Source organism: Pantoea sp. Ae19-2 (assembly GCF_059801205.1).
On sequence record NZ_JBCHWE010000001.1, the window covers coordinates 2,704,917 to 2,723,544 of the forward strand.

Sequence of the window (18,628 nt, forward strand, 5' to 3'; positions counted from 1 at the left end):
TCCCTTCAGGTTCCTGTGCTCATGCCATCTCTACCGCTTAATGGACCTGACTAATTGTTTTTTTCCTCAGAGATTTGTTGCCTTGTGGCTCAGGATGGATAAGATCGGCTGACTTAAAACGGTGGTGATAATGATAAAGCTCTTCTCAAAATACTTCTCGGTTGGGATCCTCAACACATTGATTCACTGGGGCATATTCTCGATACTTTATGCAACAGGCTCCTCACAAACCCTCGCGAATTTTGGGGCTTTTTGTGTTGCTGTAACGTTTTCATTCTTTGTAAATGCAAAGTGGACATTTAATGCAGAAGCATCAACGATTCGTTACATGATATATGTCCTGTTTATGGGATCCGTCGCCTCACTGGTGGGTTGGATTTCGGATAAAAGCATGCTTCAGCCGCTTTACACGCTGATCATCTTCTCTTTCATCAGCCTCATTTGTGGCTTTTTATATTCAAAGTACATCGTTTTCAGAGATGCCAGATGAAAATATCGCTGATTGTTCCTGTTCTTAATGAAGAAGACGCTATTCCCGTGTTTTATAAAACGGTGCGTGAATTTGAGGCGTTGAAACAGCACACCATTGAAATCGTTTTTATAAATGACGGCAGTAAAGATGCAACAGAATCTATTATCGATGCGCTTTCGGTTTCAGATCCTCTGGTCGTGCCGCTGTCCCTTACCCGCAACTTTGGTAAAGAACCTGCTCTTTTCGCGGGATTAGAGCATGCTACGGGTGATGCTGTTATCCCTATTGATGTTGATTTACAAGATCCCATTAACGTCATTCCTTTATTGATTGAAAAATGGCAGGCAGGTGCGGATATTGTTCTGGCTAAGCGCATCGACAGGTCTACTGATGGGCACCTGAAAAGGAAGACGGCGGAATGGTTTTACACCTTACATAATAAAATCAGCAACCCGAAAATTGAAGAAAATGTAGGTGACTTTCGCCTGATGTCACGGGACGTGGTTGAGAATATTAAGAAGATGCCAGAGCGGAACCTCTTCATGAAAGGGATTCTTTCATGGGTTGGCGGCAAGACGGAGGTAATTGAGTATGCCAGAGCCGAGCGTGTCGCTGGCGATTCAAAGTTTAATAGCTGGAAGCTGTGGAACCTGGCTCTTGAAGGCATAACCAGTTTCTCAACCTTTCCGCTACGTATGTGGACGTATATTGGCCTGCTCGTGGCGAGCTTCGCGTTTTTGTATGGCGCATGGATGATCGTGGATAAAATCTGGTTTGGCAACAGTGTTCCCGGTTACCCTTCGCTTTTAGTATCAATACTCTTTCTTGGTGGCGTTCAGCTCATTGGTATCGGTGTATTGGGCGAGTATATCGGAAGAATATACATAGAGAGTAAGAACCGACCACGTTACATCATTAAAAAGTGAGATGGAATTTCGAATGATTTGTAAAAATGATAAAAAAATGCTCGCCCTGTATGCAGGTTTGGCGTTGCTATTCATCTATCCTTTGATTCAGGCGGGCGTATTTTATCGGGACGATTTAGACAGAGCGATTACAGGCCAATATGGCTGGCGTGGGCTAGGTCGGCCGATGGCCGATATCCTAATGAAAATATTATCCGCGAGCGGCCACTATAATCTTGATCTGTTCCCTTACACCATGATCGCATCATGTCTCTTCATCGGTGCCGCATCACTGATGTTGAGTAAGCACCTTGTCAAAATGGATGTCCCCAATGAAAAGCTGGTCGCAGCCCTTCTGATCTTCAACCCCTTTTTTTTGCAGAACATAGCTTATCGATACGATTCCCTGGGCATGTCCATCGCTTTTTTTCTTGCTGTGGCCGCTTATACCTACAGCAGCAGCAGTCAGATACGAGAATATTCAGTTAAAGTGATTGCAGGCGTATTATCACTTACGCTGTATCAGCCTTGTGCCAATATTTTCATCGCCTTACTTGCCATTGACATTGTCATTCTGGCTGTCAAAAGCGAATTAACTGTGGCTGGGATGTTTAAAACCATAGTCAATAAAGCATCATTATTTATTGGTTTTTTCCTGGTTTACATGCTTTTTTTTGCATCTAAAAAGAACTCCCGCGCAGAGCTTATTCACCCAAACCAAGAGGGGTTCGCGCATCTTTTGAACACAGTCGTTGCGCTAAAAGAATTAATCCTCTCCTACTTTTACGGTCCGGTTTATATTTACTTTCTTATTCCTGTCGTAATCGCATTTTTGCTGATGTTATATAAATTTCGGCAGCAAAAGAGCAAAAGCCTTGCTGTAATACTTTACTGCACAGTCGCATTTTTCATCTTCCTTGTGTCGCTTATGGGGCCCACCATTTTACTTGTGGATGCGCCTGTTGCCCCCCGCGCCATTGTTTCTTTTTCTACTTTGCTGGTCATGATTGCGGTTCCTGTTGTCTTTTTTTCGCCGCGTCTCAGATATATATCGCTCATCCCTGTCATTACCGCCATCGCATTTAGCGCTCAATTGAGCAGCGCGCTTAAGTCACAGCGGGAATATGAAGACCTTATCTTCAACATGGTTACTCGGGATCTTATCAATATAAAGAACATCCACTCAATAGGTACTGTGGGTCAAATCAACATTGATGAACGAGCAAAGCTTTTAATGGAAAATAAACCGCTGATAGGACATTTCCTTAGCCCTGCCTCTCAGTTTTTGGCCTCTTTCCAGCTAATCAATAAAGGGTTTACCCAAACCACGCATGGTTACGGCAATGAAGACGACAATCATCAACTGCTGCAGAAAATGCTGCAAAAGGGCATAAACCCTGTCATTGCCAATTCGGCGTACTCTCTCTACGTTGAGGACGGAACTGCCATTGTGAAGCTGGGGGGCGGTGCTCAGTAATGTTGGATGGTTAATCCCTTCCCCATAGCCGATTAGGGCTGTGGGGAAGAACCGAGCGATGCTGTATCTGATATCCTGCAGGCGGCGCCGATCGTCATATTCGCCTTCGTGAATTTATCTTCACAGGTCAGACAATTAATCCGATGGTCAATTCATGCCACTACCTCTCTGGAAGGCAGCATTTGAGATCGCGTACCTGCGGCAACGTTACCGGCCAAAGCCCTCAGCTAAGGCCTCACGACGCGTATTGATGAACGATTCGCCGGGAAGACACCTGTTCATCAGGACGTGCTCAGGTTGTTGATAAGATATGGCTAATATCGGGATGTATGAGTCAGAAGGGAGCAGGTCAAACTGGCAGCAATGTCTCTGACGAAAATTTTTGCCTTAAGATTGTTTTTGCGTGCACCTGTTGACCCCACGGCATTTACAGTAAAAGGTGTGGTTGACTCCAGACGGCAAGTCAGTGCTTTTTTTTCTGCGGCAGCATTCTCTCGGGCAACACTTGTCAATGCCTGTGATAACGCGAAAGGCATCTGTTTGCTCAGTGACCTAAGCTGAGATTTAAGGTCTTTTAAAGCGGCCATAAACCCTCAGTTTTACTGCTTTGACAATCCACAAAAAAGCTATTTAGGCTGTCTGAATGAGTTCATTTCCACGATTCATCTGTGTGACACCATTATTCATGGCGTTGATGAGGTTGATTTTAAGCACGAAAAAATGTAGAAGATTAGCGTCCTATATAAGCTGTCAGAAAATATAGGACGCTTAGTTCTAATAAAATCCTAATGACAAATTAATTCTGCCACTTTTCAATTATTACATTAACTGTGCCTGAGTTATCTGCTCGCTGCCAATCTTGAAGATACAAATCAAAACCACCACCTTGTGGAAATGCATGGATGAGCGATGAAGCCTGAAGCCCGTCATTATTCAAACCATAAAAACTTACAGCAGCGGTTTTATCTGTAGTTGTCGTACGATCATAGGTCATTAATGCAGCGGATTTAGAATTCGTATTTCCTGACTGGCCAGTAGCATAATCTACCCCAGCTGAATTCGGGTCAATACGGAAGCGATAAACACCTGAAGCCACATTAGTTTCATTGTAAACACTACCACCGGGGATTGTATTATTAAACCCATCCAATGAAACAGTTTTATAAGGCTGCCAGTCAGCCATAGCTGAAAAAGATGCGATCACAGAAACTGCTACGATAGAGGCTTTTACTAATTTAAACATGATTTAATTTCCTTTGGTGAGTTAACTAGCCTCTTATATATATCGACATTAAACTCAGTTGTTAAGCTGACAAATTTTACTGGTCAACTACACAACAAAACACCATTTTGGACTCGGAAATCCTAAAAGTGGCATGTACGTATCATCACTTATTTGCTCTGCCCTAAAACCGTGCGCCTTTTTTGGCGAAAGCTGATGCCGCCCAAAAAAAAGCCAACGTCAGCTTCGGCAAGGTGCGCATGGTCTGGATTGTGCAGCCGCCCTTCTGGGCTAACTATCTGATCCTGAACTCAATTGTCTGTTTTCATTTGCCGGAGTGAGAGATATATGGCTTGAATTCCTCCATTAGCTCAATGGGTGGCATTGGTCGGCCATTCACTGCAATCTCTGGCAAATGTTACTTAAGTAGAATTACGACAATAAAAAACCGCCCGGAGGCGGCTTGACTGCTGTCATTTTTTTTCAAGCGATTCCGCTATTCGACGCAGATATTCGTTGTTTTTGAACGATACCATGATGCTCTCGAAGAAAACCCTCGCAAATACAGCCATCAATAGAAGTATTAATCCCGCTCCATTGACGCCTCTTGTGAAGAAAGTAATCACAGCAGCAATCGAGAGTAACGCAACTGTAACAAGGTAAAGAGCAGTGATAATTTTTGGCGTAATTAACTTATCGAATCCAAACATTAAATAATCTTCCTGATTAAAAGAGGAATAATCCTAATGTGTGTGGCATTATATTTCAACCTATCATCATCTGGCGCAGTCGTAAATGCGCCTTGTATAGTCTGCATTTACCTCTACCCTTTCGTTGCGCTCTGGTCTAATGTCGATGATAACTTCCGCAATGTCTGGTTTTGTGAGGTTTTCACTGCCAATCTTACGGGCGGTGTTATCGCTATACCCAGCCCAAATAGCAGCTTGCGTAGCGTTCAAATCGATGAGGTACTCGCGACAGAACGTTTCTTGTTTATCGGTGAGTGCCACTTTAATTCCAAGGATTGAATATGTCTGATGTAATTAAGCGCACGTCTAAAAACGCCGGTGATGCGGGTGAGTACTATGTTGCTTATATGCTATCAAGACTGGGCATTAGTGCGGCACTAACTACCAGTGGATCAAGTGCAGTTGATATTATTGCCACTATTGATGGCTCTAAAAGCATCAGCATTCAGGTTAAAGGCTCATGGGCCAGAAGCGCTCCACGTCAATGGACAGTCGGAAATCATAGGCCAATCGTATCGCCGGATTTTTTTTACGTTTTATGCAATATGTCTGAAGATATCGGAAACAATGCCGCTCCAGAGATATTTGTCGTCCCGAGCGCATCCATAAACGATACTTCGACCTGGCACCACAAAGTTCCTTTATTCAAAATAGCTAAAGGCGAGGACGAAAGGTTTAAGGACAGATGGGATTTTATCTTGAATGCTCTTGAGGCATGAGTCGCCAGCTTTCGGCTCCGTTTGGAAATATTTCAATATACATACCACCACCATCCGAAAGTTTGTATGACTTTTCTTTTGGCTTCGCAGAGTCGATTTGGCGGGCTGTTAGCTTCATTTGGGGGCATCATTTCCATTGAACCTGTCGATGCCCCCTGTCGTGCCCCCATATTGGATAAGAACGCAATAGGTGACCTTGGCCCGAAATGGACCAGCTAAAAGATTTATATTCTGATTTTTAAGGAAAAAGTAGACTTTAAGGAATGCAAATAGAAGAGAAGGTGGCGCGCCCTACAGGATTCGAACCTGTGACCTACGGCTTAGAAGGCCGGTGCTCTATCCAGCTGAGCTAAGGGCGCGGAGAGGTTGGGTCGAATTATACGGTTGAACGCTGTTACGTCAACGTTTTTGCCGCTGAGGGGCGGCGAGTGCCCAGGTAATAACCAATTTGCGCTAATGACGGTCGCGCCAGGCGCTGAGGGAGACCAGATTGCTTGCTTCTGTCGTTTCCCCTTCCAGCTCAACGCCCTGCTGCGTGACGCGCGCGTTGTATTGCTCGCGAAGCGCATTCAGCTCCTGGCTGTCGGGCTCTAACTGGCGCAAAAAGCCCAGTGCCAGCAACAGTTGCTGTCGGGTAAGCGTGGCAGAGAAACCTGCCCGGGTTAGCACGCTGTGCCAGCGCCAGGTATTTTCATCGCTGCCATCCACAATCAGCACCTGCCAAATCAGCAAAACTGCCGCGCCGTTGTTTAAGTGCGCTTCGTTATCACCCGCGATGTAATCAGTAAACTCTTTCGCCGCCTCTTTACCCATCTGCGACAACATCGATTCAATATGAACCGGCGGCAGTTGCAGGCGCTTGCTGAGTGCCTGTGCGGCATGGCGTGAACCGGCGGTCAGCAACTGAAATCCTACAACAAATACAACAGCCAGAGTGGCAAGCATTAACCAAATCATCACGTCATCCAGTAAGGTCCCTGTCTGGCATCATAAGCGTTAACCCACACTTTCGTCACGGCGAAATGTCGTAAACCAACCTGCTGCAAGAATCTCTACCTGACAGCCGGACGTGCTTCTGACAAAATAGGCGCCATTCCCGACTTAAACTCAACACAGTGGATTTACGCTCTGATGGCAGCAAAAATTATTGACGGTAAAACGATTGCGCAGCAGGTACGGCTTGAGGTTGCAGAAAAAGTGAAGCAACGTCTGGCAGCCGGTAAACGTGCTCCGGGTCTGGCAGTCGTTCTGGTGGGTGAAAACCCTGCATCGCAGATCTACGTCGGCAGTAAGCGTCGTGCCTGTGAAGAAGTGGGCTTTATCTCCCGCTCTTACGATCTGCCCGCCACCACCAGCGAAGCCGAGTTGCTGCAGCTGATCGATAAACTTAACAGCGACAACGAGATTGACGGCATTCTGGTGCAGCTGCCGCTCCCGGCAGGCATTGATAACGTCAAAATCCTGGAGCGCATTACGCCCGATAAAGACGTAGACGGCTTCCATCCCTATAATGTCGGTCGCCTGTGCCAGCGCGCACCAAAGCTGCGCCCTTGTACACCACGCGGCATCGTCACGCTGCTGGAGCGCTACAACATTGATGCCTACGGCCTGAATGCCGTCGTGGTGGGCGCCTCAAACATTGTGGGGCGTCCAATGAGCATGGAGCTGCTGTTAGCGGGCTGCACCACGACCGTAACGCACCGCTTTACTCGCGATCTGCGCCATCACGTTGAGCACGCCGATTTGCTGATCGTCGCGGTAGGCAAGCCCAACTTTATTCCAGGTGACTGGATTAAGCCGGGCGCTATTGTTATCGACGTCGGGATTAACCGTCTGGAAAGCGGCAAAGTCGTCGGTGATGTGGATTTTGATGCTGCCGCTGAGCGTGCCGCTTATATCACGCCCGTTCCCGGCGGCGTTGGGCCGATGACGGTCGCAACCTTAATCGAAAATACCTTACAGGCATGTGAAGAGTTTCACGATGGGGAGCAGGCATAATGGCGACGTTTTCTTTAGGTAAATTCCCACACGTTGATCTCTGCGATTTGCTGAAACTGGAAGGTTGGGTGGAAAGCGGCGCGCAGGCCAAAGTCGTGATTAGTGAAGGTGAAGTGCGAGTGGATGGGGAAGTTGAAACCCGTAAGCGCTGCAAAATCGTTCAGGGGCAAACGGTGGAGTTTGCCGGACAGCGCATCACTGTCGTTGCCTGAGCGTCAGGTGCCCTGTCCCCGGGGCACCTTAAATCCTTTCTTCCCCAACTATCCGCGTTTCCCCGTTAATCTGCTCCAGCTCAATGTGATTCACTTCTGCATGCTGCGCGATCAGTGCGGCCAGCTTCGGTGAGTGACTGGTGATCCACAGCTGACTAAACTGGCTGGCTTCAGCAATCAGCGCCGCCAGCGCCGGGAGCAAATCCTCATGCAGGCTGTTCTCGGGTTCGTTGAGCGCCATAAAGGCAGGCGGGCGGGGGCTGAGCAGTGCAACCACGAGGCACAGAAAGCGCAGCGTCCCGTCAGAGAACTCGGCGCTTTCCAGCGGGCGCATAATGCCCTGTCGCCGCATCAGCATCTGGAAACGGCCATTCTGGACATCCACCTGAAATTCGGTATCAGGGAAGGCTTTCGCTGTCACCTTGTAGAGCAGCTCATGATGACCCCGCTCAACAATGGTTGCCCATGCCGCCGCGAGGTTAGCGCCATCGTGCGCCAGAATGGGGGCGCGCACGCCAATCTGCGGCGCACGAATCGGTGATCCGGGCCAGACGGCAAACTCGTGATAGAAGCGCCACTGGCGCAGACGTTCACGCATCTGAGAAAGCTCAGGATAGCGGTGCGGCTCACCGAGCTGACCAAACAGGGACTCTTCAGGATGCAATACGGCCGGATAGCTTACGCGCTCCCCTTCTACATTATGCAAAAATGCGGTCTGGTTCGTGCGCTGCATGATGCAGGAAGAGGGACGCCGCTGCTGACCACTCAGCCAGATACGTTCTTCTTTGACCAGCGGATCGAGGTTAAACAGGCTGGTCTCAAGCTTCTGAGGAAACCCCACCGCAAGCTCAAAATCCATGTCGTCCATCAGGACCGAGAGGATGAGTCGGCTGGCATCCTGACGACGAGCGCTGCGATGCAGTTCCCCTGCCCACATGACTTTTTGGATACCGCCCTCTTCTGCCAGCGCTAACGCCAGGCGACCATTGGCGGCCTCGTGCAGCAGGCGCACGGCCTTATACAGGTTGGATTTACCACAGCCATTAGGCCCGCTTACCACGTTCAGTTGCTGAAGCGGCAGGGTCAGATCGCGTACCGAGCGGAAACCGCGAAGGTGAATCTGTTTTATCGTCATAGACAAAAAAGGGCGATGACTCGCCCTCTCCTGTGTTGCCCGTTATTTACGTCGCCAGCTGGAACCCTGAGGGCCATCTTCGACAATCACGCCAAGCGCGTTCAGCTTGTCGCGGGCTACATCAGCCTGCGCCCAGTCTTTTGCCGCGCGTGCGTCGGCACGGGCTTTCACCCAGCGTTCGATTTCTGCCACTTCTTCATCGTTGCCCTGCGCACTGCTTTGCAGAAACACTTCTGGCTCCTGCTGCAGAATGCCCAGCACGTTGGCAATTTCACGTAGCTTTGCCGCCAGCGCATTGGCTGCCGTCATGTCTTCGCCTTTGAGACGGTTCACTTCACGCGCCATGTCGAACAGCACGGAATAGGCTTCCGGAGTGTTAAAATCATCGTCCATCGCCTCGCGGAAACGGGCCTCGAAGGCTTCACCGCCGTGGGCAACCGCGTTGCGATCGGTATGTCGCAGCGCGGTATAAAGACGTTCCAGCGCCGCACGTGCCTGGTTCAGGTTATCTTCGCCATAGTTAAGCTGGCTACGATAGTGGCCGGACATCAGGAAATAGCGCACGGTTTCGGCATCATAATGCTGCAGTACGTCGCGCACGGTGAAAAAGTTATTCAGCGACTTCGACATCTTCTCACGATCGATCATCACCATGCCTGAATGCATCCAGTAGTTTACATAGGGACCATCATGGGCGCAGGTAGACTGGGCGATTTCATTTTCATGATGTGGGAACATCAGGTCAGATCCGCCGCCGTGGATGTCGAAATGCGCGCCAAGCTGTTTGCAGTTCATGGCTGAACACTCAATATGCCAGCCCGGGCGCCCCTGGCCCCACGGTGAAGGCCATGAGGGTTCGTCCGCTTTAGACATCTTCCACAGCACGAAATCCATGGGATTACGCTTCACATCCGCCACTTCAACGCGGGCGCCGGCCTGAAGCTGGTCCAGATCCTGACGCGATAGCGCACCGTAATCCACATCGCTCAGCACATCAAACATGACATCGCCGTTTTCCGCCACATAGGCATGACCGCGGGCAATCAGCTTTTCCACCAGCTCGACGATTTCCGGAATATGGCGCGTGGCGCGCGGTTCCCGATCTGGCGGCAAAATGCCCAGCGCATCAAAATCGCTGTGCATCTCGGCAATCATGCGATTGGTCAGGGTTTCGATGCTCTCGCCGTTCTCGTTGGCACGCTTGATAATTTTGTCGTCGATATCGGTAATATTGCGCACGTAATTTACGTCAAAACCGACGTAACGCAGATAGCGCGATACCACATCAAACGCCACAAACGTGCGCCCGTGCCCAATGTGACAGAGGTCATACACCGTGATGCCGCAGACATACATGCCGATTTGGCCAGCATGAATAGGGGTAAATTCCTCTTTTTGTCGACTCAGGGTGTTATAAATCTTCAGCATTGGGGTTTCCGTAGTAAGCGTGCGTAACGCACCGTTTTAAGTATCCTGATATTGTGCCGTATTTTTATCTGTCACGCGATGCAAAGCAAGCCAACTGCGCAGCCTGGCTGACGTATTATCGGAAATTATGATATAAGAACGTTCGAGAAAAAGGCGTGTGCACCCTAACCGCGCACCCTATGCTACTGACGACAACCTTTACAGGACGAAAAAAATGGTAACTTTCCAGACTAACCATGGCGATATCGTGATCAAGACCTTCGATGACAAAGCGCCCGCAACCGTAAAGAACTTCCTGGATTACTGCCGTGAAGGTTTCTACGACAACACCATTTTTCACCGTGTGATTAACGGCTTTATGATTCAGGGTGGCGGTTTTGAACCCGGCATGAAGCAGAAAGCCACCAAAGAAGAGATCCGTAACGAAGCCAACAACGGTCTGAAAAACACCAAAGGTACGCTGGCGATGGCGCGGACTTCTGCCCCGCACTCTGCGACCGCACAGTTTTTCATTAACGTGGCTGACAATGACTTCCTGAACTTTCGTGACGAAAGCCTGCAGGGCTGGGGTTACTGTGTGTTTGCAGAAGTGGTTGAAGGTATGGATGTGGTTGAGAAAATCAAAGCCGTTTCAACCGGCCGCAGCGGTATGCATCAGGACGTGCCGAAAGACGACGTTGTGATCCAGAAAGTGACCGTCAGCGAGTAATGCCGCGCACGCTGTTTATCGCAGATCTTCATCTGTGTCAGGAAGAACCGGCGATCACCGCCGGTTTTCTGCATTTTTTACAGCGCGAAGCCCCACACTGCGACGCGCTCTATATTCTCGGCGATCTGTTTGAAGCCTGGATAGGCGATGACGATCCCAATCCCCTGCATCAACAGGTTGCTGATGCCCTGCGATCCGTGCCTGTTCCGGTGTACTTTATTCATGGCAATCGCGATTTCTTAATCGGTCAACGTTTCGCCCGCGCCAGCGGCATGACGCTGTTGCCTGAAGCGCGCGTGCTGACGCTTTACGGCCATCGAGTGCTGATTATGCACGGCGATACGCTGTGTACCGACGATGTGGGTTACCTGCAGTTCCGCGCTAAAGTCCACAATCCCTGGATTCAACGTCTGTTCCTGGCGTTACCGCTGTTTATTCGCAAACGCATCGCAGAACGTATGCGCGCCAACAGTAAACAGGCCAATCAGCATAAGTCGCTGGAGATTATGGATGTGAATCAACAGGCCGTGATCGATGCCATGCTTCAGCATAAGGCGCCACTGCTGATTCATGGGCATACGCACCGTCCCGCAATTCACGATCTGCCGCTGAATGGCGTAAACGCTCAGCGTGCCGTATTAGGGGCCTGGCACAGTCGGGGATCCATGATTCAACTCGATGCTAGCGGCATTCAGCTGATCGATTTCGACTTCTGACAGGGCGAATCGCTTAGCTTCTCATCCAGGAAGGGATGGGGATAGTCTGCACCAAATTGTTCACGCCATGTGCGCTCAATTCGTGCTCTGTCCGTCTGGATGATCGCTTCCCGCGCCAGGTATGCCATGGCTTCATGCGCATGACGCAACGCTGCAGCCTGGTACGCATCCGGCCAGGCGACAGACAACATGCCCAGCGCCTTAAGTAACCGTAACTGCACTTCTTTTATCGCCGCGCCGTCTCGCGCGACAGGTGAGAAAAAATCATCGAATAATGCGTCTACTGACAAGGGCGCGACGTGAATGGCGGGATAGATCACCGTTGGCACCGCACATTCGCGTGCAAAGCAGGAGAGTATTCTTACGGCTCGCCCGATCACATCGATAGCGGTGCCAGGGTCATTAGTCGCAGGCGACAGCGCACGCGAGGCGATTTCTGCCATCACACACAGGCAAAAACGTGGATCCTGGGCGAAAGTGCGAGACGCGGCTATTGTCAGGGCAGACAACATCAGTTTGCGTTGCTCCGCAGGCAGGGCGTGGGTGACATACATGACCGGGCGGGCGGGATGAACAAAAAATCCGGGTTGCGCGACCAGGTAAACATGTACAGGACTGTCTGTCATCGCCTTATGTAACCTGTCCATATCAATATGCTGAACATAGCCAATAGCGTCCGAATAAACAGCAAACGTGCCCGCAGGTTGACGATCGCTTTCCCGCCAGGGCCTGGCGCCGAAACAAGGGGATTGAGCACTCGCGCTAAAAACATCAAGCGCCATGCGTTCCACACGTGAGGTCGTTTCATCTACGCTGCCAAGCGAGGTGAGATGGTGAATCCAGCGCAGAAGCGTCACCAGAATTAATGCAATGACCACCAGCGTGACCGCAAACAGGATCACTCGCCCCTGTTCACCATAAGCCCCCATATTCAGTGCGATGATGCCGACCAGACTAAACAAAAAAGAGCCAATAAAGGTCGCGAGAACATTTTGTGTTGTACTGTCTTCAACGACCAGTTTCGTGGCACGCGGCGTAACATGGGTAGTTGCTGAACCAAACGCCGTTACCATCGTACTCAAGGAAAACGTGGTGACCGCCAGCATGCTGGACGCCAGAATATTCAGGATATTGTCCACTGCGTCAGCCCCCACCTTTACCGAAACCGAGGGGGGAATTGCAGATTTAAAGACAATGGAGGCCAGGGCGCTGACAACCGCAGCAAGGGCAAATAAAGTTGCCCTGAACCACAGTTTTCTGCCTGCTTGTCTGAAAATCAGTTGCCAGCGTGAAATCATCCTGTTCCTCTTTCTGTCAGTTAACGTCATCCCTTACCAACCGGGTGCAGCGCGGCTCATCATGTCAGTCACCTTGCAACTCTGTTAACTAAAGTTCAGCGTTTCTTGCGCGTCAACGTCAGAGAACAGAATGTCGATAAAACCCCGCCAGCGCGACGTGTAATCCCGACGCAACCGTTTTCCTTGCGCCCTTCTCATGCTATTCTCTTTGCCCTTCAAAACCTGTCCGCCTGGTCAGGTGTGTTTTCATTCACAGGAGTTGACCGCATGTCGTCGAATGCCGCCCCGGCCCGCATCGCTGTTGTTATGGGTTCCAAAAGTGACTGGTCCACCATGCAGTTCGCTGCGGAAATCCTCTCCAGCCTGGACGTGCCCTTCCATGTGGAAGTGGTCTCAGCGCACCGTACCCCAGACAAGCTGTTTAGCTTTGCCGAAACGGCTGCAGATAACGGCTTTCAGGTCATCATTGCCGGCGCCGGTGGCGCGGCGCACCTGCCTGGCATGCTGGCGGCAAAAACCCTGCTGCCGGTGCTGGGCGTGCCGGTGCAGAGCGCGGCGCTGAGCGGCGTCGACAGCCTCTACTCTATTGTGCAAATGCCGCGTGGTATTCCGGTCGGCACGCTGGCAATCGGTAAAGCCGGTGCCGCCAATGCGGCATTACTGGCCGCGCAGATTCTGGCGATTCACGACAGCGCGCTGTCATCTCGTCTGGCCGCCTGGCGTCAGGCGCAGACCGATGAAGTGCTGGATAATCCGGATCCGCGGGAGGACGCATGAAGCCGGTTTGCGTACTGGGTAACGGTCAGCTTGGCCGCATGTTGCGCCAGGCGGGCGAGCCGATGGGCATTGCCGTTCATCCCGTGGGGCTGGATGCCGATCCCGCCGCCCTGCCTATCGCCGAAAGCGTGATTACGGCCGAAATCGAGCGTTGGCCCGAAACCGCTCTGACGCGCGAGCTGGCGAATCATCCGGCCTTTGTGAACCGCGATATTTTTCCGCGTCTGGCCGATCGCCTGACGCAAAAGCAACTGCTGGACGAGCTTAATCTGGCGACTGCGCCCTGGCAGTTGCTGGCGGATAAAAGCGAGTGGCCTGCGGTTTTCTCTCGGCTGGGTGAACTGGCGATTGTTAAACGCCGCACCGGGGGTTACGACGGTCGCGGTCAGTGGCGTTTACGGGCCAGCGAAACGGCCACGTTACCCGACGACTGCTATGGCGAGTGTATCGTCGAACAGGGCATTCACTTTTCAGGTGAAGTGTCGCTGGTCGGCGCGCGCGGCCAGGACGGCAGCACCGTGTTTTATCCCCTGACACATAATCTGCACGAAGAAGGCATTCTGCGGACCAGCGTCGCTTTTCCCCAGGCAGATGTGGAACAGCAGCAGCAGGCCGAAGGAATGCTGGGCGCGATCCTTCACGCGCTTGACTACGTTGGCGTGATGGCGATGGAATGTTTTGTGACGCCTCAGGGTCTGTTGATTAATGAGCTGGCGCCGCGGGTGCATAACAGTGGACACTGGACGCAGAACGGCGCCTCGATTAGCCAGTTCGAACTGCATCTGCGCGCGATTTTGGGGCTGGCGTTGCCCCAGCCGGTCGTCATTGCGCCCTCGGTCATGATCAACCTGATTGGCACCGATGTGAATCCAGACTGGCTACAGCAGCCGCTTGTCCATCTGCACTGGTATGACAAAGCGGTTCGGCAAGGTCGCAAGGTGGGCCATCTGAACCTCACCGACAGCGATCAGCCCCGACTCAAAGCTGCACTGCATGCGCTTCTGCCCCTGCTGCCGGCTGAATATGCCAGCGGTATTCGCTGGGCCACAGACAAGCTTTAAGACGGACTGACGCCGTGCGCAGCCTTGCCGCGCACGGCGTTTTTTATGCGCCGTCGAATGTCCTGAACAGCGCTTTGCCCTTGAGCAAACGCACGCCCAGCCAGCCTCCGCACAGCGACAACAACAACGCGCCACACAACGGTAACGCCAGCCACAAGGCCCAATCGGGCTGCCACGGGAAATCGAAGATTTTACGCTGCAGCGCCCAGAGCGCCGCTTCAGCCCCCACTGCGGCCGCAACGCCAGACACCACGCCAATCAGCGCAAACTCGCACCACAAGGTCGTCCGCAGCAGTCGCTTGCCTGCACCCAACGTGCGGTACACCACCAGTTCCTGACGGCGCTGACGCATGCCCACCTGAATCTGGGCCATCAGCAGCAATATGCCACAGGCGGTCACCAGCACCACCATAATCTCCAGGGCCTGGCTGACCTGGGTCAGCACCTGTCCGATCTGACGCATGATGCTGCCAATATCCAGCAGGCTCAGGGTCGGGAACTCACGGTTTAGCTGCGCCAGCAGTGTGGGGTTATTGTCCAGCCGAAAGCTGGTGAGCCAGGTCAGCGGCTGGCTGTCGAGCGCACCGGGTGGAAAGATAAAGAAGAAGTTTGGCTTCAGGCTTTCCCAGTCAACCTTGCGCAGACTGGTAATTTTGGCACTGAACTGTTGCGTATCCCCCTCAAACGTTAAGCTGTCTCCCAGCTTCACCCCCAGCCGCTCCGCCAGCTCGGCCTCCATAGACACTTCCCCCACGGCAGGCGGCCAGTTGCCCGCCACCAGCGGATTATGCGCAGGGAGGGCCGCCAGCGAAGTCAGGTTGAGCTCACGGTTAAGGGCATTATCCCGTTCAGGATCGGCGGCTTGGCCGTTCAGCTCGCTCAGCCGCATCCGTGCGATGGGATAAAAGGTTTCTGGTTTAATCTGATGCGTCTGCAGGAAATCACGCACCTGCGGCACCTGATTGGCCGTCATGTTAAGCAGGAAAAAGTTCGGGCTGTCTGCGGGTAACTGCTGCTGCCAGCGATCCAGCAGATCGCCCCGCATCACCAGCAGCAGGGCCAGCAACATAAACGACAGTGAGAACGCGGCAAGCTGGCTCAGCGTCATCGCGGGCTGTCGCAGTAGCCGATTAATCGCCAGACGCAGCGCCAGATTTCGCACTGTCAGACGGCGCAGAAGCAGTAACGTGCCCCAGCCAAGCAGCGCCAGTAGCCCCGCCAGCACCACCACGCCCGCCAGCAGCGCCCACAGCATGTTACTGCCGCCCACCAGCGCCGCCAGCAGCCCCACCACCACCACGACCATCGCCGGCAGGTAGATTTTCAGCGGCCAGACGGTGGCGACGGCATCGCGCCGAAATACGCGCAAGGGCTGCGTCGCCAGCAGCAGGCGATAAGGACGCAATCCCACCAGCAGGGAAATGACAAACAGCGACCCCGTGGCCCATACCCACGGCCACAGGCTCGCATCAGGCAGGGATGCGGGCAGAACGGGTTTAAGCATTCTCATCAAGAGGGCTTCGACGCCCAGCCCGACTGCCCCGCCCGCTCCGGCCGCCATCAGCAATACCGCCAGCCACTGTCCAATAATCAGCTTTTGCAGCGCGCCGCGCGTAGCACCCAGCGTTTTCAGCACCGCCACCAGGTCGTAACGACTTCGGCAATAATGGCTCATTGCCACGGCCACGGCAGCGATCGCCAGCATCAGCGTTAACAACGCCGATAACAGCAAAAACTGCTGCGCGCGCTGCATTGAACGGCCCAGCGCATCTTCGCTGTTCTCAATACTGATCCAGCGTTGACCGGTTTTTATTTGCGGCGTTATCCAGCGGTCGTAGTTTTCCAGCTGCTGAGGGGTGCCAGCAAACTTGTAGCGCCAGGTGATGCGACTGCCGGGCTGGATCGCGCCGGTCTTATCGGCATCGGCCAGATTAATCAGTAAACGCGGCGCCATTTCGAACGGATTGAAACCGCCATCCGGCTCCTGTATCACCTCTCCGGCAATACGCAGCGTGGTATCTCCCACATCGAGTTCATCGCCCACGTGGAGGTTAAGCAGCGCCATTAAGCGCGGAGCGGCCAGCGCCGTGCCGGGCTGAGGTTTCAGGCCCGGCGGGCGGGTTTGCAGCTCGCCAAACATCGGGTAGTGGTTATCGACGGCCTTGACCGACGCCAGCTGCGGCGTCTGGCCGGCAAAGGTCATGGTCATAAAGCTCAGCTGACGGCTAACCGATAATCCCGCTTGCTGCGCTTTCGCCAGCCAGTCGGGCGGTGCCGCCGTGCTGGTGCGCAGGGTACGATCGCCCGCCATAAAGTCGCGACTCTGCTGACTCAGCCCTTTTTCCATCCGGTCGCTGATTGATCCCAGCGCCAGCACGCAGGCCACCGCCAGAGTGAGTGCCAGCCAGACGATTAACAGTGAGGGCGAACGCCACTCACGCCAGAACCAGCGCCAGATCATTGCTCCTCCCACAGTTTGCCGTCACGCAGACGCAAGCGTCGGTTACAGCGCGCCGCCAGCTGTTCATCATGAGTGACCAGAATCAAGGTCGTGGCAAAATCGCGGTTGAGGGAAAACAGCAGATCGACAATACGCTCGCCCGTTTTACGATCCAGATTCCCCGTGGGCTCATCGGCAAACAGCAGGCCCGGACGACCGCTGAAGGCCCGGGCAAGCGCGACGCGTTGCTGCTCACCACCGGATAACTGCGCGGGCAGATGCAGCAAACGCTCACCCAGGCCTAACTGCGTGAGCAGTTCCCGTGCCTGGTCACGGCTCTGACGGTCGCTCTCACCGCGCAGCAGTGCAGGCAACTGGACATTTTCCAGCGCATTTAACGTTGGCACCAGCATAAAAGACTGGAACACGAATCCTACCTGCTGCGCACGTAAGGCCGCCCGCTGCTCTTCATTCATCTGATGCAAGGGCTGGCCCAGCAGATGCACCTCGCCCTGGCTGCCGTCATCCAGACCGGCCAGAATCCCCAGCAGCGTAGATTTGCCCGATCCTGACTCGCCAATCAGGGCGATTGTTTCAGCTGGTTTGACAACTAACTCAACTCCGGTAAGGATGGTTAACTGATGCTCTCCCTGACCCACGGACTTAGTAAGATGATGAACTTCAAGAATGTTTTCCGCTGGCATTATCCTTTCCTGTTATTGTGCTGTCTGTTGGTGTCCCGTCTTGCTGCGGCCGATACGTTGCTGGTGCTGGGCGACAGCCTGAGTGCAGGCTATCAAATGTCGGCCAGTAAAGCCTGGCCCAGCCTGCTCGATAAAAACTGGCAGCAGCAGCCCAGAGTGATTAATGCCAGTATTAGCGGCGATACCGCCGCACAAGGACTGGCGCGCTTACCTGCCCTATTAAAACAGCACCAACCGCAGTGGGTGTTAATCGAATTGGGCGGTAACGACGGCTTACGTGGCTTTCCGCCAAAGGATATTGAGCAAACGTTAAGCACCATCATCGAGCAGGTAAAAATCGCCAGGGCTAAACCGATCCTGATGCAGGTACGTTTACCCGCCAACTACGGCCGCCGTTATACGGATGCGTTCCGCGCGATTTATCCGCAGTTGGCGAAACAGCACGATATTCCTTTACTGCCCTTTTTCATGGAGCAGGTTTATTTAAAACCCGAATGGATGCAGCAGGATGGTATTCATCCCAATCCTGACGCCCAACCCTTTATCGCTGAACTGATGGCGAAAGAACTGGCCCCATTAGTTAAGCAGTAGTTGTGCAAAAAAGGT

The 18,628-nt window shown here is 52.7% G+C and carries 20 protein-coding genes, 1 tRNA gene and 2 pseudogenes; 12 read left to right on the forward strand and 11 right to left on the reverse strand.

Annotated features, from left to right (window positions below):
• Positions 1 to 130: 130 nt before the first annotated feature.
• Genes AAIE03_RS12550 through AAIE03_RS12560 form a run of 3 tightly spaced genes read left to right on the forward strand, consistent with a single transcriptional unit; the run spans position 131 to position 2,854 of the window.
• The gene (locus tag AAIE03_RS12550; protein WP_022622579.1) at positions 131 to 490 is read left to right on the forward strand and encodes a GtrA family protein; all 360 of its coding nucleotides are present in this window, start codon (positions 131 to 133) and stop codon (positions 488 to 490) included.
• Positions 487 to 1,398, forward strand: coding sequence for a glycosyltransferase family 2 protein (locus tag AAIE03_RS12555; RefSeq protein ID WP_014593116.1), 912 nt, complete (start codon positions 487 to 489; stop codon positions 1,396 to 1,398). Before AAIE03_RS12550 ends, AAIE03_RS12555 begins: the two co-directional genes overlap by 4 nt.
• A 13-nt stretch (positions 1,399 to 1,411) precedes the next feature.
• Complete coding sequence (locus tag AAIE03_RS12560; RefSeq protein ID WP_022622580.1) at positions 1,412 to 2,854, forward strand: glucosyltransferase domain-containing protein; 1,443 nt, start codon at positions 1,412 to 1,414, stop codon at positions 2,852 to 2,854.
• Positions 2,855 to 3,650: 796 nt separating this feature from the next.
• Here AAIE03_RS12560 and AAIE03_RS12565 read toward each other — a convergent pair.
• Entirely contained in the window at positions 3,651 to 4,097 is a 447-nt protein-coding gene (locus AAIE03_RS12565; protein WP_013024955.1) for a hypothetical protein, read from the reverse strand.
• Positions 4,098 to 4,279: 182 nt separating this feature from the next.
• On the opposite strand from AAIE03_RS12565, the gene AAIE03_RS12570 reads away from it, so the two are divergent.
• A complete protein-coding gene (locus tag AAIE03_RS12570) occupies positions 4,280 to 4,417 on the forward strand; it encodes a hypothetical protein (protein ID WP_155250602.1) in 138 nt (45 codons plus the stop codon).
• A 132-nt stretch (positions 4,418 to 4,549) separates the two neighbouring features.
• On the opposite strand, the gene AAIE03_RS12575 is transcribed toward AAIE03_RS12570, so the two are convergent.
• Both AAIE03_RS12575 and AAIE03_RS12580 read right to left on the reverse strand, forming a co-directional pair.
• A complete protein-coding gene (locus AAIE03_RS12575) occupies positions 4,550 to 4,786 on the reverse strand; it encodes a DUF4282 domain-containing protein (protein WP_024471184.1) in 237 nt (78 codons plus the stop codon).
• A gap of 87 nt (positions 4,787 to 4,873) precedes the next feature.
• A pseudogene (locus AAIE03_RS12580) lies at positions 4,874 to 5,086 on the reverse strand (terminase small subunit); the annotation flags it as partial.
• 20 nt (positions 5,087 to 5,106) lie between these two features.
• Here AAIE03_RS12580 and AAIE03_RS12585 point away from each other — a divergent pair.
• Positions 5,107 to 5,544 (forward strand): hypothetical protein, encoded by a 438-nt coding sequence (locus AAIE03_RS12585; RefSeq protein WP_024471185.1) that lies wholly within the window; start codon positions 5,107 to 5,109, stop codon positions 5,542 to 5,544.
• On the opposite strand, the pseudogene AAIE03_RS12590 reads toward AAIE03_RS12585, so the two are convergent.
• From AAIE03_RS12590 to AAIE03_RS12600, 3 genes and pseudogenes are all read right to left on the reverse strand, one after another.
• Positions 5,543 to 5,662: pseudogene (locus AAIE03_RS12590) on the reverse strand (Arm DNA-binding domain-containing protein); the annotation flags it as partial. The gene AAIE03_RS12585 and the pseudogene AAIE03_RS12590 sit on opposite strands and share 2 nt — an antisense overlap.
• A 164-nt stretch (positions 5,663 to 5,826) precedes the next feature.
• Positions 5,827 to 5,903 (reverse strand) — tRNA-Arg (locus tag AAIE03_RS12595).
• Positions 5,904 to 5,997: 94 nt separating this feature from the next.
• Positions 5,998 to 6,501: a DUF1198 family protein gene (locus AAIE03_RS12600; protein ID WP_014593114.1), complete on the reverse strand. Its 504-nt coding sequence runs from the start codon at positions 6,499 to 6,501 to the stop codon at positions 5,998 to 6,000.
• 174 nt (positions 6,502 to 6,675) lie between these two features.
• On the opposite strand from AAIE03_RS12600, the gene folD reads away from it, so the two are divergent.
• Together folD and ybcJ are read left to right on the forward strand one after the other, a co-directional pair.
• Positions 6,676 to 7,542, forward strand: coding sequence for a bifunctional methylenetetrahydrofolate dehydrogenase/methenyltetrahydrofolate cyclohydrolase FolD (folD, locus tag AAIE03_RS12605; protein ID WP_014593113.1), 867 nt, complete (start codon positions 6,676 to 6,678; stop codon positions 7,540 to 7,542).
• Positions 7,542 to 7,754 (forward strand): ribosome-associated protein YbcJ, encoded by a 213-nt coding sequence (ybcJ, locus tag AAIE03_RS12610; RefSeq protein WP_013024949.1) that lies wholly within the window; start codon positions 7,542 to 7,544, stop codon positions 7,752 to 7,754. The genes folD and ybcJ overlap by 1 nt, the downstream gene beginning before the upstream one ends.
• A 28-nt stretch (positions 7,755 to 7,782) precedes the next feature.
• On the opposite strand, the gene AAIE03_RS12615 is transcribed toward ybcJ, so the two are convergent.
• Together AAIE03_RS12615 and cysS are read right to left on the reverse strand one after the other, a co-directional pair.
• A complete protein-coding gene (locus AAIE03_RS12615) occupies positions 7,783 to 8,889 on the reverse strand; it encodes an AAA family ATPase (protein ID WP_014593112.1) in 1,107 nt (368 codons plus the stop codon).
• A gap of 42 nt (positions 8,890 to 8,931) precedes the next feature.
• Positions 8,932 to 10,317 (reverse strand): cysteine--tRNA ligase, encoded by a 1,386-nt coding sequence (gene cysS, locus AAIE03_RS12620; RefSeq protein ID WP_072138619.1) that lies wholly within the window; start codon positions 10,315 to 10,317, stop codon positions 8,932 to 8,934.
• A gap of 214 nt (positions 10,318 to 10,531) precedes the next feature.
• Here cysS and ppiB point away from each other — a divergent pair, with 214 nt between their 5' ends.
• Positions 10,532 to 11,026: a peptidylprolyl isomerase B gene (gene ppiB / locus AAIE03_RS12625; protein WP_014593110.1), complete on the forward strand. Its 495-nt coding sequence runs from the start codon at positions 10,532 to 10,534 to the stop codon at positions 11,024 to 11,026.
• Positions 11,026 to 11,742: a UDP-2,3-diacylglucosamine diphosphatase gene (gene lpxH, locus AAIE03_RS12630; protein ID WP_072138618.1), complete on the forward strand. Its 717-nt coding sequence runs from the start codon at positions 11,026 to 11,028 to the stop codon at positions 11,740 to 11,742. The genes ppiB and lpxH overlap by 1 nt, the downstream gene beginning before the upstream one ends.
• Here the strand turns inward: lpxH and AAIE03_RS12635 are convergent.
• On the reverse strand, positions 11,718 to 13,040 hold the full coding sequence (locus AAIE03_RS12635) for a DUF2254 domain-containing protein (RefSeq protein WP_498563024.1): 1,323 nt from the start codon (positions 13,038 to 13,040) through the stop codon (positions 11,718 to 11,720). The genes lpxH and AAIE03_RS12635 overlap by 25 nt on opposite strands.
• A gap of 267 nt (positions 13,041 to 13,307) precedes the next feature.
• On the opposite strand from AAIE03_RS12635, the gene purE reads away from it, so the two are divergent.
• Together purE and purK are read left to right on the forward strand one after the other, a co-directional pair.
• Entirely contained in the window at positions 13,308 to 13,817 is a 510-nt protein-coding gene (gene purE / locus AAIE03_RS12640) for a 5-(carboxyamino)imidazole ribonucleotide mutase (RefSeq protein WP_014593107.1), read from the forward strand.
• Positions 13,814 to 14,878 carry a 5-(carboxyamino)imidazole ribonucleotide synthase gene (gene purK, locus AAIE03_RS12645; protein ID WP_072138616.1) on the forward strand — a complete coding sequence of 355 codons (1,065 nt, stop codon included), beginning with the start codon at positions 13,814 to 13,816 and terminating at the stop codon, positions 14,876 to 14,878. The genes purE and purK overlap by 4 nt, the downstream gene beginning before the upstream one ends.
• 43 nt (positions 14,879 to 14,921) lie before the next feature.
• Here purK and ybbP read toward each other — a convergent pair whose 3' ends face one another.
• Both ybbP and ybbA read right to left on the reverse strand, forming a co-directional pair.
• Positions 14,922 to 17,339 (reverse strand): putative ABC transporter permease subunit YbbP, encoded by a 2,418-nt coding sequence (gene ybbP, locus AAIE03_RS12650; RefSeq protein ID WP_072138615.1) that lies wholly within the window; start codon positions 17,337 to 17,339, stop codon positions 14,922 to 14,924.
• Positions 17,336 to 18,022, reverse strand: a complete 687-nt coding sequence (ybbA, locus tag AAIE03_RS12655; protein ID WP_013024940.1) for a putative ABC transporter ATP-binding protein YbbA — start codon at positions 18,020 to 18,022, stop codon at positions 17,336 to 17,338. Before ybbA ends, ybbP begins: the two co-directional genes overlap by 4 nt.
• Here ybbA and tesA point away from each other — a divergent pair.
• Positions 17,990 to 18,613: a multifunctional acyl-CoA thioesterase I/protease I/lysophospholipase L1 gene (gene tesA, locus AAIE03_RS12660; protein ID WP_176697700.1), complete on the forward strand. Its 624-nt coding sequence runs from the start codon at positions 17,990 to 17,992 to the stop codon at positions 18,611 to 18,613. The genes ybbA and tesA overlap by 33 nt on opposite strands.
• The last annotated feature ends 15 nt before the right edge of the window (positions 18,614 to 18,628 follow it).